Source organism: Mycobacterium sp. SMC-21 (assembly GCF_045310825.1).
Lineage (GTDB): Bacteria > Actinomycetota > Actinomycetes > Mycobacteriales > Mycobacteriaceae > Mycobacterium.
Window position 1 is genome coordinate 1 of record NZ_JBJIAO010000035.1, and the last position, 12338, is coordinate 12338.

General features: G+C 66.0%; 11 protein-coding genes and 1 pseudogene. 9 read left to right on the forward strand and 3 right to left on the reverse strand.

The window, feature by feature from the left end; all coding sequences use genetic code 11:
* Positions 1-279: 279 nt before the first annotated feature.
* The 4 genes from ACJH6H_RS23835 to ACJH6H_RS23850 all read left to right on the forward strand — a co-directional run bounded on the left by ACJH6H_RS23835 (position 280) and on the right by ACJH6H_RS23850 (position 5326).
* Positions 280-417 carry a hypothetical protein gene (locus tag ACJH6H_RS23835; RefSeq protein ID WP_163692738.1) on the forward strand — a complete coding sequence of 46 codons (138 nt, stop codon included), beginning with the start codon at positions 280-282 and terminating at the stop codon, positions 415-417.
* A gap of 293 nt (positions 418-710) precedes the next feature.
* Positions 711-1274 (forward strand): hypothetical protein, encoded by a 564-nt coding sequence (locus tag ACJH6H_RS23840; protein ID WP_234789748.1) that lies wholly within the window; start codon positions 711-713, stop codon positions 1272-1274.
* A complete protein-coding gene (locus ACJH6H_RS23845; protein ID WP_073697082.1) occupies positions 1267-2388 on the forward strand; it encodes an XRE family transcriptional regulator in 1122 nt (373 codons plus the stop codon). Before ACJH6H_RS23840 ends, ACJH6H_RS23845 begins: the two co-directional genes overlap by 8 nt.
* A gap of 112 nt (positions 2389-2500) precedes the next feature.
* Entirely contained in the window at positions 2501-5326 is a 2826-nt protein-coding gene (locus tag ACJH6H_RS23850) for a DNA methyltransferase (protein ID WP_064860383.1), read from the forward strand.
* A 12-nt stretch (positions 5327-5338) separates the two neighbouring features.
* Here the strand turns inward: ACJH6H_RS23850 and ychF are convergent, their stop codons facing one another.
* Positions 5339-6430: a redox-regulated ATPase YchF gene (gene ychF, locus ACJH6H_RS23855; protein WP_346415186.1), complete on the reverse strand. Its 1092-nt coding sequence runs from the start codon at positions 6428-6430 to the stop codon at positions 5339-5341.
* An 83-nt stretch (positions 6431-6513) separates the two neighbouring features.
* On the opposite strand from ychF, the gene ACJH6H_RS23860 reads away from it, so the two are divergent.
* Positions 6514-7632, forward strand: a complete 1119-nt coding sequence (locus tag ACJH6H_RS23860) for a DUF6542 domain-containing protein (RefSeq protein ID WP_135355662.1) — start codon at positions 6514-6516, stop codon at positions 7630-7632.
* A 25-nt stretch (positions 7633-7657) separates the two neighbouring features.
* Here the strand turns inward: ACJH6H_RS23860 and ACJH6H_RS23865 are convergent, their stop codons facing one another.
* On the reverse strand, positions 7658-8668 hold the full coding sequence (locus tag ACJH6H_RS23865; RefSeq protein WP_135355663.1) for a 4-hydroxy-3-methylbut-2-enyl diphosphate reductase: 1011 nt from the start codon (positions 8666-8668) through the stop codon (positions 7658-7660).
* 53 nt (positions 8669-8721) lie between these two features.
* On the opposite strand from ACJH6H_RS23865, the gene ACJH6H_RS23870 reads away from it, so the two are divergent.
* The 4 genes from ACJH6H_RS23870 (at position 8722) to ACJH6H_RS23885 (ending at position 11894) form a co-directional block, all read left to right on the forward strand.
* Positions 8722-9306: a lipid droplet-associated protein gene (locus ACJH6H_RS23870; RefSeq protein WP_406775947.1), complete on the forward strand. Its 585-nt coding sequence runs from the start codon at positions 8722-8724 to the stop codon at positions 9304-9306.
* A 4-nt stretch (positions 9307-9310) separates the two neighbouring features.
* Positions 9311-10555: an exodeoxyribonuclease VII large subunit gene (gene xseA, locus ACJH6H_RS23875; protein WP_346415187.1), complete on the forward strand. Its 1245-nt coding sequence runs from the start codon at positions 9311-9313 to the stop codon at positions 10553-10555.
* The gene (locus tag ACJH6H_RS23880) at positions 10542-10754 is read left to right on the forward strand and encodes an exodeoxyribonuclease VII small subunit (RefSeq protein WP_061003281.1); all 213 of its coding nucleotides are present in this window, start codon (positions 10542-10544) and stop codon (positions 10752-10754) included. Before xseA ends, ACJH6H_RS23880 begins: the two co-directional genes overlap by 14 nt.
* A 63-nt stretch (positions 10755-10817) precedes the next feature.
* Positions 10818-11894: an NAD-dependent epimerase/dehydratase family protein gene (locus tag ACJH6H_RS23885; RefSeq protein ID WP_061003283.1), complete on the forward strand. Its 1077-nt coding sequence runs from the start codon at positions 10818-10820 to the stop codon at positions 11892-11894.
* Positions 11895-11976: 82 nt separating this feature from the next.
* Here the strand turns inward: ACJH6H_RS23885 and ACJH6H_RS23890 are convergent.
* Positions 11977-12251 (reverse strand): annotated as a pseudogene (locus ACJH6H_RS23890) (dsRBD fold-containing protein).
* Positions 12252-12338: the final 87 nt, after the last annotated feature.

Sequence of the window (12338 nt, forward strand, 5' to 3'; positions counted from 1 at the left end):
GCCGCTACCTACCGCCAATGGTTAAACACCCAGCTCAACCACGCCGCTTGACTATTAACAGAAATAGGAGCATCAAGCTCGCCTCGTCGAGCGCTTCCCGCGGTCGCCCGCCAAGCGCATGATTGATCCACAGAGGGAGGGGAGTGCCGCGGTGCCGAACCAATGGTCGGGAGTGACGATCGACTGTGTCGACCCGGTCCGGATGTCGACGTTCTGGGGACACCTTCTCGGCATCGAGCCCTCATACGAGCACGGCGACGACCCGGGCTGGGCGCCCTGGTGGTCTCCCACGACGTGCTGGTCCACTCGATGGGCCAGGGTTGGGGCTTCGCGTCGCCGCTCGACATCGCTCGCCGCGTCCGCGAGGGCACCATGCCGCCGCCGCCAACCTGGATGCGCCGCCGTATCGGCGGTTAGAAAACCTGTTCGGCCGCTCACCGTCCCGGCGGTCGCCAGCCCGGCTCGCCGATGCGCGTTTTCACATTGCAGATATAGCAGCTACGCGCGAAACGTGTGCAATACTAAAGTCGCGTCCAGTTCGATCCACGCTCCCGGACGCGGATACAGGAGACGCCTTCATGGTTCCGAGTTCCCCCACCAATGCTCTCGGCCCGCACGCGAAAACAGTCCGTGACGCGCTGGTCGAGGTCATACGGTCTCGACATAATCGCTTCGCAGACGCTCATCAAGTCGCGGGCACTCGATACTCGATGGCCTTCGGAAGTCAGTGGCGTGACCTGCTGGACGACACCAATGATGCGCTGACGGGGCGCGGCTTCCAGTCGCAGAAGCTCACTCCGGCTGGCTACAAGATCCCGGTGGTCAACGATTGCCTGGTGTACGTGTGGCGGGTCCCCGGCTCTGCGGATGCGGTCAGCTTCTTCGCTTCGAGTCCGACGCGGAAGAATGGCTTCTCCGCTTCTCCCCCGCCGCCGATGTTGTTCGATCCCGTCCTGGTGGACGAGGGCCGGGCTGACGACGACGATCCTCCGGGCGGCGAACTCGGTCACACGTTGCGGGCAGCAGGCGACAAGATGCCGGTGGTGCTGGTGATGGTTGAATCGTCGCCGTGGCAGTTGCAGTCGATAAGTTGGGGCGTCGCCGTTCTGGACGAAGCCACCGGCAAGGTCGAAGTTCGTGGGCTCGAGTCGATCTGGGAGCCCACCTCCGACACCGATCGCGATACGTCGAGTGCGGACTCGTTCGACAGCGGCACGCCCGAGGGTCCCTCGGTCGAGCCGCGGCCGCAGGAGCGCCCGAGCACGGATGACTGATGATCCGCCAAGCTTGTTCGACTGGCCCGAGGCCGGTCAAACGCATGGTCGATTCGACCCAGCGCGGCTGACCCAGGCCCGTGTGCGCCTTGCGATAAGCAAGACGGACCTCGCCGCAGAAGTGGGCGTTTCGCCTGCCGCGATCGGCCAGTACGAGGCGGGCGTTAACTCGCCGCGTCCTGACGTTATCGATCGAATGGCGAAGGCCTTGAGGGTGCGACCGGGGTTCTTCGGGGTGGGCCGCCCTCTCGCCCGTATGGATACCGTCCATGCGCATTTTCGGAGCTTGAGATCCGCTCGCGCGAGCGACCGTCAACGAGCAGTCGCGACGGCAACACTGATGTGGGAACTGACCTTCGCGCTTGAGAGGTACGTCAAGCTGCCGGTACCGGACCTACCGCAAATTGAGCCTGGCACCGCGCCTGCGGACGCCGCTGCGATGCTGCGCAGGCACTGGAACCTCCCCGATGGGCCGGTGAAGCACTTGGTAGCCACCGTGGAATCTCACGGCATCGTGGTAGCAGTGCGTCCGCTAGGCGAGATCGATGCGGTCGACGCCTTCTCGGTAGTGATCGTGGACCGTCCTATCATCATCACAACGCCCCGGCGCAGCGAGAACGTCTTCGGACATCGATTTTCGATCGCTCACGAGGTCGGCCACTTGCTCCTTCACGGAGACTCCGGCGAGTCGAGCCAGGCGGTGGAGCGTGAGGCAGACGAGTTTGCTGCGGCATTTCTAACCCCTGCCGCGTCTATGGACGCGGTACTGCCCGAGAGGCTCGATCTACCGGCCCTGCATCGACTGGGTCGAACGTGGGGTGTTTCGCCAAAGTCGTTGGTCCGTCGGATGGTGGAGCGGCATCGCACGACTGATTCGTCCGCACGGCGGGCCTACCAACGATTGGCCATGACGTACGACCCGTCGGCGGACCCCACCAGCGCGTACCCCGGTGAGGTAGCAACGCTTCTGCGGAAGGGCGTCGAGCTGGCTGGTCAGCACGGCGCGGGCGTACCCGTTCTCGCGGATGTCCTCAAGATCAGCCCTGGGCAGCTGCGCGACCTCCTGGGAGAGGAAGATCAGCGCCCGGTTCTGCGCCTCGTCAAAGACGAGTGACGCTCGGGAGCGGTCGCCGTGTCCCCTCGGGTGACGTCAGTGGACGGCTTTACAGTGCCTGTCATGGCCTCGACACCATCGAAAGCGTTCGCGCCGACTCAGGGGCCGGGCCGTGCAGCCTGAGACGCTCCAGCAGGATCTCGCCGAGTTCATCGCGTACCGGCATAACCTCCTCAAGGGTGACGAGAAGGGCGAGGCTCAGGTCTTCCTCGACCGACTGTTCAAAGCGTTCGGAAACGGCGGCGTCCGAGAGGCCGGGGCAACCCTGGAGGCACGCGTTCGGAAGGCCGAGACCAAGGGCACCTCATTCGCCGATCTGCTCTGGGAGTCGCGCTGCATCATCGAGATGAAGAAGGCCGGGACCGACCTCTCGAAGCACTTCCGACAGGCCTTCCAGTATTGGATCCAGGTGGTGCCCCACCGCCCGAACTACGTGGTGCTCTGCAACTTTGACGAGTTCTGGGTCTACGATTTCGACCTCCAACTCGACGCTCCAATGGACGTACTGAAGCTCGATGATCTGGTCAACCGGAGAGAAGTGCTCGCGTTCCTCTTGCCGGAGCCCGAGACACCGCTATTCGGCAACGACCTCGTTCAGGTCACGCGCGAGGCGGCGGCGCAAGTCTCCAGCGTGTTTCGCTCGATGAAGGATCGCGGGGTCCCTCGGCTGGATGCTCAGCACTTCGTTCTCCAGTCGGTCGTGGCGATGTTCGCCGAAGACATCGGCCTGCTGCCCGAGAAGTTCTTCACCCGCGTTGTCGAAGAGGCCAAATCTGGCCGCGACGCCTACGACTTGCTCGGCTCACTGTTCCGAGAGATGAACACGCCCGGTCGGACGAAGGGTGGCCAGTTCGTCGGGACGCCTTACTTCAACGGCGGCATCTTCGAGAACATCACGCCGATTGAGATGAACCGAGACGAGCTAAATGCCATTCGGTGGGCGTGCACAACGAACTGGGCTGCCGTCCGCCCCGAGATCTTCGGCACTCTGTTCGAGACCTCGATGGACAAGGACGAACGTCACGCCTACGGCGCTCATTTCACGTCTCAGGCCGACATCGCCCGAGTGGTGATCCCCTGCATCGTGGACCCCTGGATGGAGCGAATCGAAGCCGCCAAGACGATCGGCGACCTGGAGCAGATTCAGCTAGCAATGGCCAGCTACCGAGTGCTCGATCCGGCGTGCGGGTCGGGCAACTTCTTGTACGTGGCCTATCGGGAGATGCGCCGCCTTGAGGTCGAGGTCAAGAATCGCATCGCTGCTCGCCGCCGCACCAAGTCCGGCCAGGCGACGATCTCCTACGTGACGCCCGATCACTTCATGGGAATCGACACCAACGCCTTCGCCGTCGAGGTGGCAAAGGTGACCATGATGATGGCAAAGAAGCTGGCTGCCGACGAGCTGGAGGAGTACGTCGACGCACTCCCCCTGGACAACCTCGACGAGTCGATTCGCTGCCGCGACGCTCTCTTCTCGGAGTGGCCCAGCGCGGACGTGCTCATCGGCAACCCGCCCTATCTGGGTCGGCGGAAGATGGCAGCCGAACTCGGTGCCGATTACGTATCAGACCTTGACGGGAAGTATCCGAACCCCGGCGTGAGTGACTTCGTCACCTACTGGTTTCCCCTGGCGCACAAGGCACTACCCCAGGGCGGCCGAGCGGGGTTTGTCGCTACGCAGGCGGTACGCGACGGCGACTCGCGGAAGGCGTCACTCGATTACGTCGTCAAGAACGATGGGGTGATCTTCGAAGCCGTCTCGGTCACCCCGTGGTCGGGTGACGCCGTGGTTCACGTGTCCATCGTCAACTGGGTGAAGGGCGCGAACCACGCACCCGCGAAGAAGGTCCTTTGGCTGAACAATGGGCAACTCCGACTCGAAGTCGAAGACATCGCCGCCAGCCTGAGGCCGGTCACCGACGTCGGGACTGCCGCCTCGCTGCCCCAAAACAAGGCCCCGAAGCGGATCTTCCAAGGCCAGACGACGGGAAAAATCGATGCCTTCCGTTTGACCGGAGGCGAGGCCGCCGACCTTGGCAAGACAGACCCCGGTTCGGCGGCGTTCATTCACCCAGTCCTCGGTGGGAAGGTGCTGCTCCACTCCCTCGGACCCCAGAACTTCATCATCGACCTCCCCCACGACGACGCGCTGGACGTCAAGGTCGCTGCTCCAGGTGCCCTGGCGAGGCTGCGCAAGCTGGTGCTGCCAGACCGGGAAGCGGCTGCCGAGAAGGAGGCCACCGCGAATGCCGCGATCCTCAAACGCAATTCGAAAGCACAGGTGCGTTGGCACAACAAGAACTTCCTGAACAAGTGGTGGCAGCATTCGTATCGGCGCGACGACATGATCGAGGCGTTCGCTCCGTTGCAGCGCTACATCGCGACGTCTCGGGTGGCGGCAGAGCAGCGGGTCTCCGTCTTCCAATTCGTGGACACGTCGATCCGACCCGACGATTCGATGACCGTCATTGCCTTCGATGACGACTACACCCTCGGCGTCGTGTCGTCGGCGCTTCATAGAGCGTGGTTCGAGGAGCGGTGCTCCAAATTGAAGTCCGACCTTCGCTACACGTCGACCACGGTATGGGATTCGTTTCCGTGGCCGACCTCACCAGGAGAGGCCGTGGCTGAGGTCGCGCAAGCGATGGCCGCCATCATCGACTACCGCGAAGCGAAGCTCGCCAAGGGCATCACGCTGGGAGAGCAGTACGACGCGCTGCGTACCCCTGGGAAGTCGGAACTGCGGGCGCTACACGACGTTCTCGATGCCGCCGTTGTCCGCGCGTACGGGTTCAATCCAGAGGAAGACCTGCTGGCGCAACTGCTGGCCCTGAACCTGGCCGCCGCGTCTGATCCCGAGGCCGCCATCGCACCGGGTGGCGGCGGGCGGCCCGAGGCCTACACCACCACCTACCGACTCACGGCAGCCGCGCCGTGAAGGACCGACCGGTCACGACTTTGACTTAGATGGTTGTCCGTGGCGAAATTCGACCACGTCACCGTCGACCATGACGTAGTCCTTGCCTTCCATCCGCACCTTTCCGGCGGCTTTGGCGGCGGCCATGGAGCCGGCTTCGACCAGGTCGTCGAACGCCACGACCTCGGCCTTGATGAAGCCCTTCTCGAAGTCGGTGTGGATGACGCCCGCCGCCTTGGGTGCGGTGTCGCCCTGGTGGATGGTCCACGCCCGCGATTCCTTGGGTCCCGCGGTCAGGTAGGTCTGCAGCTTCAGCGTCCGGAAACCGGCGCGCGCCAACGCATCCAGGCCGCGCTCGGTCTGGCCGATGGACTCCAGCAGCTCGGCGGCGGACTCGTCGTCGAGCTCCAGCAGCTCGGCCTCGATCTTGGCGTCCAGGAACACGGCCTCGGCCGGGGCGACCATCGCAGTCAGCTCGGCCTTGCGGGCCTCGTCGGTCAGCACCGACTCGTCGGCGTTGAAGACGTACAGGAACGGCTTGACGGTCATCAGGTTGAGCTCACGCAGGGCAGACCAGTCCTTGCCGGTGGAGAACAGGGTCTTGCCCTCGTCGAACACCGCCTGGGCCGCCGCCACGGCCTCGACGATCGGCTTGCGGTCCTTGTTGGTCCGGGCTTCCTTCTCGAGCCGCGGCAGCGCCTTCTCGAGCGTCTGCATGTCGGCGAGGATCAGCTCGGTCTCGATGACCTCGATGTCGGACTTGGGGTCGACGCGGCCGTCGACGTGGACGACGTCGTCGTCGGCGAAGGCGCGCACCACCTGACAGATGGCGTCGGCCTCGCGGATGTTGGCCAGGAACTTGTTGCCCAGGCCCGCGCCCTCGGACGCGCCCTTGACGATGCCGGCGATGTCCACGAACGTCACGGGCGCCGGGACGGTCTTCTCGGAACCGAAGATCTCGGCGAGCTTGTCGAGCCGCGGGTCGGGCAGCGGGACGACACCCTCGTTGGGTTCGATCGTTGCGAACGGATAATTAGCCGCGAGCACGTCATTACGTGTCAACGCGTTGAACAACGTCGACTTCCCGACGTTCGGCAGACCGACGATTCCCAGGTTCAGACCCACGAGTTCGTTAGTTTAGGAGACGCCACACCGTCCCAACGCCCACCTGCAGGCACAGTGGCCCAGATTGCCGGTACGGTCTAGGAGTGTCAGCAGAGCATCATGGGCCCGAAGCCGCCCTCGATCGCCGCTCGGCGCTGCCCAGCATCCCGGGAATCCCCTGGTGGGGAGCCATTGTGCTGGCCGTCACAGCCACCGCGATCGGCTTCGCCTACGACGCCGGCACCGGTGACAAAGAACTCAGCGCTTTCTTCACTTTCTGCTACGTGGCCGGCTGTGTACTCGCTGTGCTCGGCGTGCGGCGGTCCGGGATTTTCACCGCGGTCATCCAGCCCCCGCTGATCCTTTTCGTCGCCGTGCCGGGCGCGTATTTCATGTTCCACAGCGACAAGATCGCCGGCATCAAGGACCTGTTGATCAATTGCGGTTATCCGCTGATCGAGCGTTTCCCGACGATGTTCTTCACCGCGGCGACGGTTCTGATCCTCGGTTTGATCCGCTGGTTCGTCCTGCCGCAGTTCCTGACCTACGAGGAAGACGACACGGAAGAGGCCGTCGCCGAGCCCAAGCCGCGCCGCAGCCGCCGTCAGGCCGACGACGAAGACGTCGCGCCCGCCGGTCTCGCCGCGACGCTGTCGGCCAAGCTCACCAAGCTGACGACAGGCCAGACGCCCCGCAGCTCCCGTACCCGTGCCACCTCGTCGCGTCGTTCGGCGGCGGAGTCGCCGCGCCGCAGCGCTGCCGACCCGCAGCGCGCACCGCGTCCGTCCCGCGCCCGGGCACAGGCCGGCGACACCGAGCTGATCGAACCGGTGCCCGGCCAGATGCGCCGGCCGCGGCCCGCACGTCCCCGCCCGGCCGCCACCGACTCGTACGCGGTGCCCGACGAGCCGCGGCGCCGTCCCCGTCCGGCCGGCGAGCCGCGCCGCGCCCCGCAGGAGCGCTACGACTACCGGGAGCCGCGCGAGCGGGACCGCTACGAGCGACCGCAGCGTCCGTCCGCAGCCGAGCCGCGGCGGCGTCGCTACGCCGACGATCCGTACGAGCCCGGCGACCGCTACCAGTCCCCGGCCCGCCCGTCGCGCAACGCACCGCCCAGCGGCGCCCACCACCCCGTCTCCCGGGTGCGGTACCGCGGTGCGGATGACGACGCAGCAGAACAGCGCGCAGAGCGCCGGCCGCGTCAGCCCCACAACTGGGACTGACCGACCGCGTCTGCGTTCGAAGAACCTAGTGCCGGGCGGGACGAATCTCGCGCGGCAGCGCGAACACCAGCGTCTCGTTGGCAGTGGTGACCGGCTGGACGGTGTCGTAGCCGAACTCCGCAAGGCGCTCGAGCACGCCGCGCACCAGGATTTCCGGTACCGACGCGCCTGAGGTGACGCCGACGGTCGTGACACCCTCGAGCCAGCCCGGGTCGATGTCCTCGGCGTAGTCGACCAGCTTGGCGGCGTTGGAACCGGCGTTCAGGGCCACCTCGACCAGACGAACCGAGTTGGACGAGTTCCGTGAGCCGACGACGATCACGAGTTCGCACTCGGGAGCCATCGCCTTGACCGCTACCTGGCGGTTCTGGGTGGCGTAGCAGATGTCGTCGCTGGGCGGGTCCTGCAGCGTCGGGAACTTCTCCCGCAGGCGTCGGACGGTCTCCATGGTCTCGTCGACGCTCAGCGTGGTCTGGGACAGCCAGATGACCTTGTTCGGGTCGCGGACGGTCACCTTGTCGACGGCGTCCGGGTTGTCGACGACCTGCACGTGGTCCGGGGCCTCACCGGCGGTGCCGACGACTTCTTCGTGGCCCTCGTGGCCGACCAGCAGGATGTCGTAGTCGTCGCGGGCGAAGCGCTTGGCCTCGTTGTGCACCTTGGTGACCAGCGGGCAGGTGGCGTCGATGGTCCGCAGATTGCGGGCCGCGGCCTCCTCGTGCACCGTCGGCGCGACGCCGTGGGCGGAGAACACCACGATGGCGCCCTCGGGCACCTCTTCGGTCTGTTCGACGAACACCGCACCGGCCTTGGCCAGCGTGTCCACCACGTACCGGTTGTGCACGATCTCGTGGCGCACGTATACGGGAGCGCCGTGCTTCTCCAGCGCGCGCTCCACGGTCTCGACGGCGCGGTCCACGCCGGCGCAGTAGCCACGCGGCTCGGCGAGCAGCACGCGCTTGCCGGTTTTGCTCATAGCTTCTCCGGCGACCGAAACGGTGGCGCCGGGAATGCCCATATTGATGGTCGGTGGCATAGCACAAGGGTACTGATCACCGCAGGGCCACAGCCAGCCGTACTCTGGCAGGCATGTCTACTGCGCCCTACGGAGTCCGGCTGCTGGTCGGCGCGGCGGCGACCGCGCTCGAGGAGACCATTCGGCTCCCCCACACCATCCTGACCTACCCGATGACGCTGGCCAGTCAGCTCGCCCAGCTGGTCATGAAAATGCAGCAGGACCTGGCCGAACTGGTCAACAAGGGCGACGAGACCCTGGAGCAGTGGTTCCCGCCCAAGGACGAGCAGCCGGAATGGGCCACATTCGACGAAGATCTGCTCGAGCCGGGTGCTGACGATCCCGCCGGCCCCGCCACCGAGCAGCCCGACGGCGCCCGCCTGACGGAAGGCCGGTTCGCGCTGTACAGCACGGGCGCCGCCGAGACCCCGAAGCCGGCGACGAACGGTGCGGCCGCCAACGGCGCGAGCGTCGCGACCCCCGCGATCGTCGAGGCCCTGGACTACGCCGAGCTGACCCTGGCCCAGCTGCGCGCCCGGCTCCCCCAGCTCAAGGTGGACGACCTCGAGGCGCTGCTGACCTACGAGAACAACACGAAGTCCCGCGCGCCGTTCCAGACGCTGCTGGCCAACAGGATCACCCGCGCGACCACGAAGTGATGCGGTGACGTCGGCTGCCGCAGCGGCCGGAAACGAGAACTCGGCCGAAAATCCCTGGCCGGTCCGGGCGGTGTCCACCCGGGTGGCCAAGTACATCGACCGGCTCGGCACCATCTGGATCGAAGGTCAGCTCACCGAGCTCAAGCTGCGTCAGTCGACGGCGTGGATGGTGCTGCGCGACCCGGCCGCGGACATGTCGCTGTCGGTCAGCTGCCCGCGTGCCCTGGTCGACGACGCGCCGGTCGCCCTGTCAGAGGGCACCCAGGTGATCATGCTGGGCAAGCCGCAGTTCTATACCCGCAACGGCTCATTCTCGTTGCGTATCAGCCAGATTCGCGCCGTCGGTATCGGTGAGCTGCTTGCCCGCATCGATCGGCTGCGCCGCCTGCTGGATGCCGAGGGCCTGTTCGACCCGCGACTCAAGCGCCCGATTCCGTTCCTGCCCAACACCATTGGCCTGATCACCGGCCGCGCCTCGGCGGCCGAGCATGACGTCGTCACCGTCGCCCAAAGTCGTTGGCCCGCCGTCCACTTCGATATCCGCAACACGGCGGTGCAGGGCGCCAATGCGGTACCGCAGATCGTCGAGGCCCTGCGCGCGCTGGACGCCGCGCCGCACGTCGACGTCATCGTGATCGCGCGCGGCGGCGGCAGCGTCGAGGATCTGCTGCCGTTCTCCGACGAGACGCTGTGCCGCGAGATCGCGGCGTGCACCACGCCGGTGGTGAGCGCCGTCGGGCACGAACCGGACAACCCGCTGTGCGACCTGGTCGCCGACCTGCGGGCGGCCACGCCGACCGATGCGGCCAAACGCGTCGTCCCCGACGCCGCCGCCGAGCAGGCCCTGGTGACCGACCTGCGGCGGCGCAGCGCGCAGGCCCTGCGCAACTGGGTGCACCGCGAGGAGCGCTTCATCGGTCAGCTGCGCGGCCGCCCGGTGCTGGCGCAGCCGCTGCAGGCGCTGGACGCCCACGCCGCGGAGATCACCCGGGCAGTGGCGGCCGCGCGCCGCGACATCCGGCGGCTCATCGCCACCGAAACCGACCACGTCGGGCATCTGTCGGCCCGGCTGGCCACGCTCGGGCCGGCCGCGACCCTGGCCCGCGGGTATGCCGTGGTGCAGAACCTGTCAGCCGGCGGTGCGGTCCTGCGGTCGGCGCAGGATGCCCCGGCGGGAACCAGACTCCGAATCCGGATGGCCGACGGCGCCGTCACGACCGTGAGCGAAGGAATATATGACGAACATTAGTCAGCTTGGCTACGAGGCTGCCCGCGACGAACTGATCGAGGTCGTCCGCAAACTGGAAGCAGGCGGACTCGACCTCGACACCTCGCTCCAGCTCTGGGAAAGGGGCGAACAACTGGCAAAACGGTGCGAAGAGCACCTGGCCGGCGCCCGCAAGAAAGTCGAAGACGCGCTCGCCTCGGGCGCCGACGACGAAAATTGATCAGTGCGGTAATTTCTCCCGCACTCTGTTAACTGGAACACGTTTCAGTTATGCTCCTGCACCATGCGTGATGCTTCCCTGACCACAGACCTCGGCCGCGTGTTGGTAACAGGCGGGTCTGGCTTCGTCGGCGCCAACCTGGTGACCGAACTGCTCGGCCGTGGCCACCACGTCCGGTCGTTCGACCGGGCGCCGTCGCCGCTGCCGGCCAACCCGAACCTGGAGACGCTGGTCGGCGACATCACCAACGTTGACGACGTCGACGCCGCAGTCCAGGGCATCGACACGATCATCCACACCGCGGCGATCATCGACCTGATGGGCGGCGCATCCGTCACCGACGAATACCGCAACCGCAGCTTCGGCGTGAACGTCGGCGGCACCGAGAACCTGGTGAAGCTGGGCCGGGCCGCGGGTGTCAAGCGCTTCGTCTACACCGCGTCGAACAGCGTGGTCATGGGCGGGCAGGACATCCAGAACGGCGACGAGACCATGCCGTACACCGCCCGCTTCAACGACCTGTACACCGAGACCAAGGTCGCCGCCGAGAAGTTCGTGCTGTCACAGAACGGCGTCGACGGCATGCTCACCTGTTCCATCCGGCCCAGCGGCATCTGGGGCCGCGGCGACCAGACCATGTTCCGCAAGGTGTTCGAGAACATCCTCGCCGGCCACGTCAAGGTGCTGGTGGGCAACAAGAACATCAAGCTGGACAACTCCTACGTGCACAACCTGATCCACGGTTTCATCCTGGCGGGCGAGCACCTGGTGCCCGGCGGTACCTCACCCGGGCAGGCGTACTTCATCAACGACGGCGAACCGCTCAACATGTTCGAGTTCGCCCGCCCGGTCATCGTCGCGTGCGGCCGCAAGCTGCCCACCTTCTACGTCTCCGGCAAGCTCGTGCACCGCGTGATGATGGCGTGGCAGTGGCTGCATTTCCGGTTCGCCCTGTCCGAGCCGCTGATCGAGCCGCTGGCGGTGGAGCGCCTCTACCTGAACAACTACTTCTCGATCGCCAAGGCCAAGCGCGACCTCGGCTACGAGCCGCTGTTCAACACCGAACAGGCCATGAAGGAATGCATGCCGTACTACGTCGACCTCTTCCACCAGATGGAAGCGGCCGACGCCGCGAAGTAGCTTTCTCCCGCGGGCAGGGGGTCACCACCCACTCGCGAGCTGGGGGTACCTCCCGCTTGCGCGGGTTTCTCGGCCCCGGTAGTCAGCGGTACAGGTGCACCGGGTGCTGTGTTGATTTCTCGATGTTCGCCGACGCCGCCATGAGCAGATCGGTACCGAGCGCGATGAGCGCGCGGGCCGCCGCGATCTCCTCACCGACCAACGGCGCACTCGGGTCTTTGGGATTGCGGTAGGCATCCCCCGTCGTCGTGAGCGTGTCGTCACGGAGCCGGGCGTGCGCGCTGGCGTGGGTGTGGACATCGTCCTCGAAGAACTCGATCTCGACGTGCCACTTGTGGTCAGATCCTTGTCGTACATGTCGATCACCTTCCCTAAGTAAGCGTGCTCCTCCCGCCGCCCGTTGACCAGTACCGATTTCACGCACCTGCCGAAGCCCCGCCGGAA

Excerpts from the sequence above, each read along its gene's own strand:
- ACJH6H_RS23865 (WP_135355663.1), bottom strand. The coding sequence starts at position 8,668 with ATGCCACCGACCATCAATATGGGCATTCCCGGCGCCACCGTTTCGGTC.
- ACJH6H_RS23885 (WP_061003283.1), top strand. The coding sequence starts at position 10,818 with ATGCGTGATGCTTCCCTGACCACAGACCTCGGCCGCGTGTTGGTAACA.
- ACJH6H_RS23845 (WP_073697082.1), top strand. The coding sequence starts at position 1,267 with ATGACTGATGATCCGCCAAGCTTGTTCGACTGGCCCGAGGCCGGTCAA.
- ACJH6H_RS23870 (WP_406775947.1), top strand. The coding sequence starts at position 8,722 with ATGTCTACTGCGCCCTACGGAGTCCGGCTGCTGGTCGGCGCGGCGGCG.
- ACJH6H_RS23880 (WP_061003281.1), top strand. The coding sequence starts at position 10,542 with ATGACGAACATTAGTCAGCTTGGCTACGAGGCTGCCCGCGACGAACTG.
- ACJH6H_RS23840 (WP_234789748.1), top strand. The coding sequence starts at position 711 with ATGGCCTTCGGAAGTCAGTGGCGTGACCTGCTGGACGACACCAATGAT.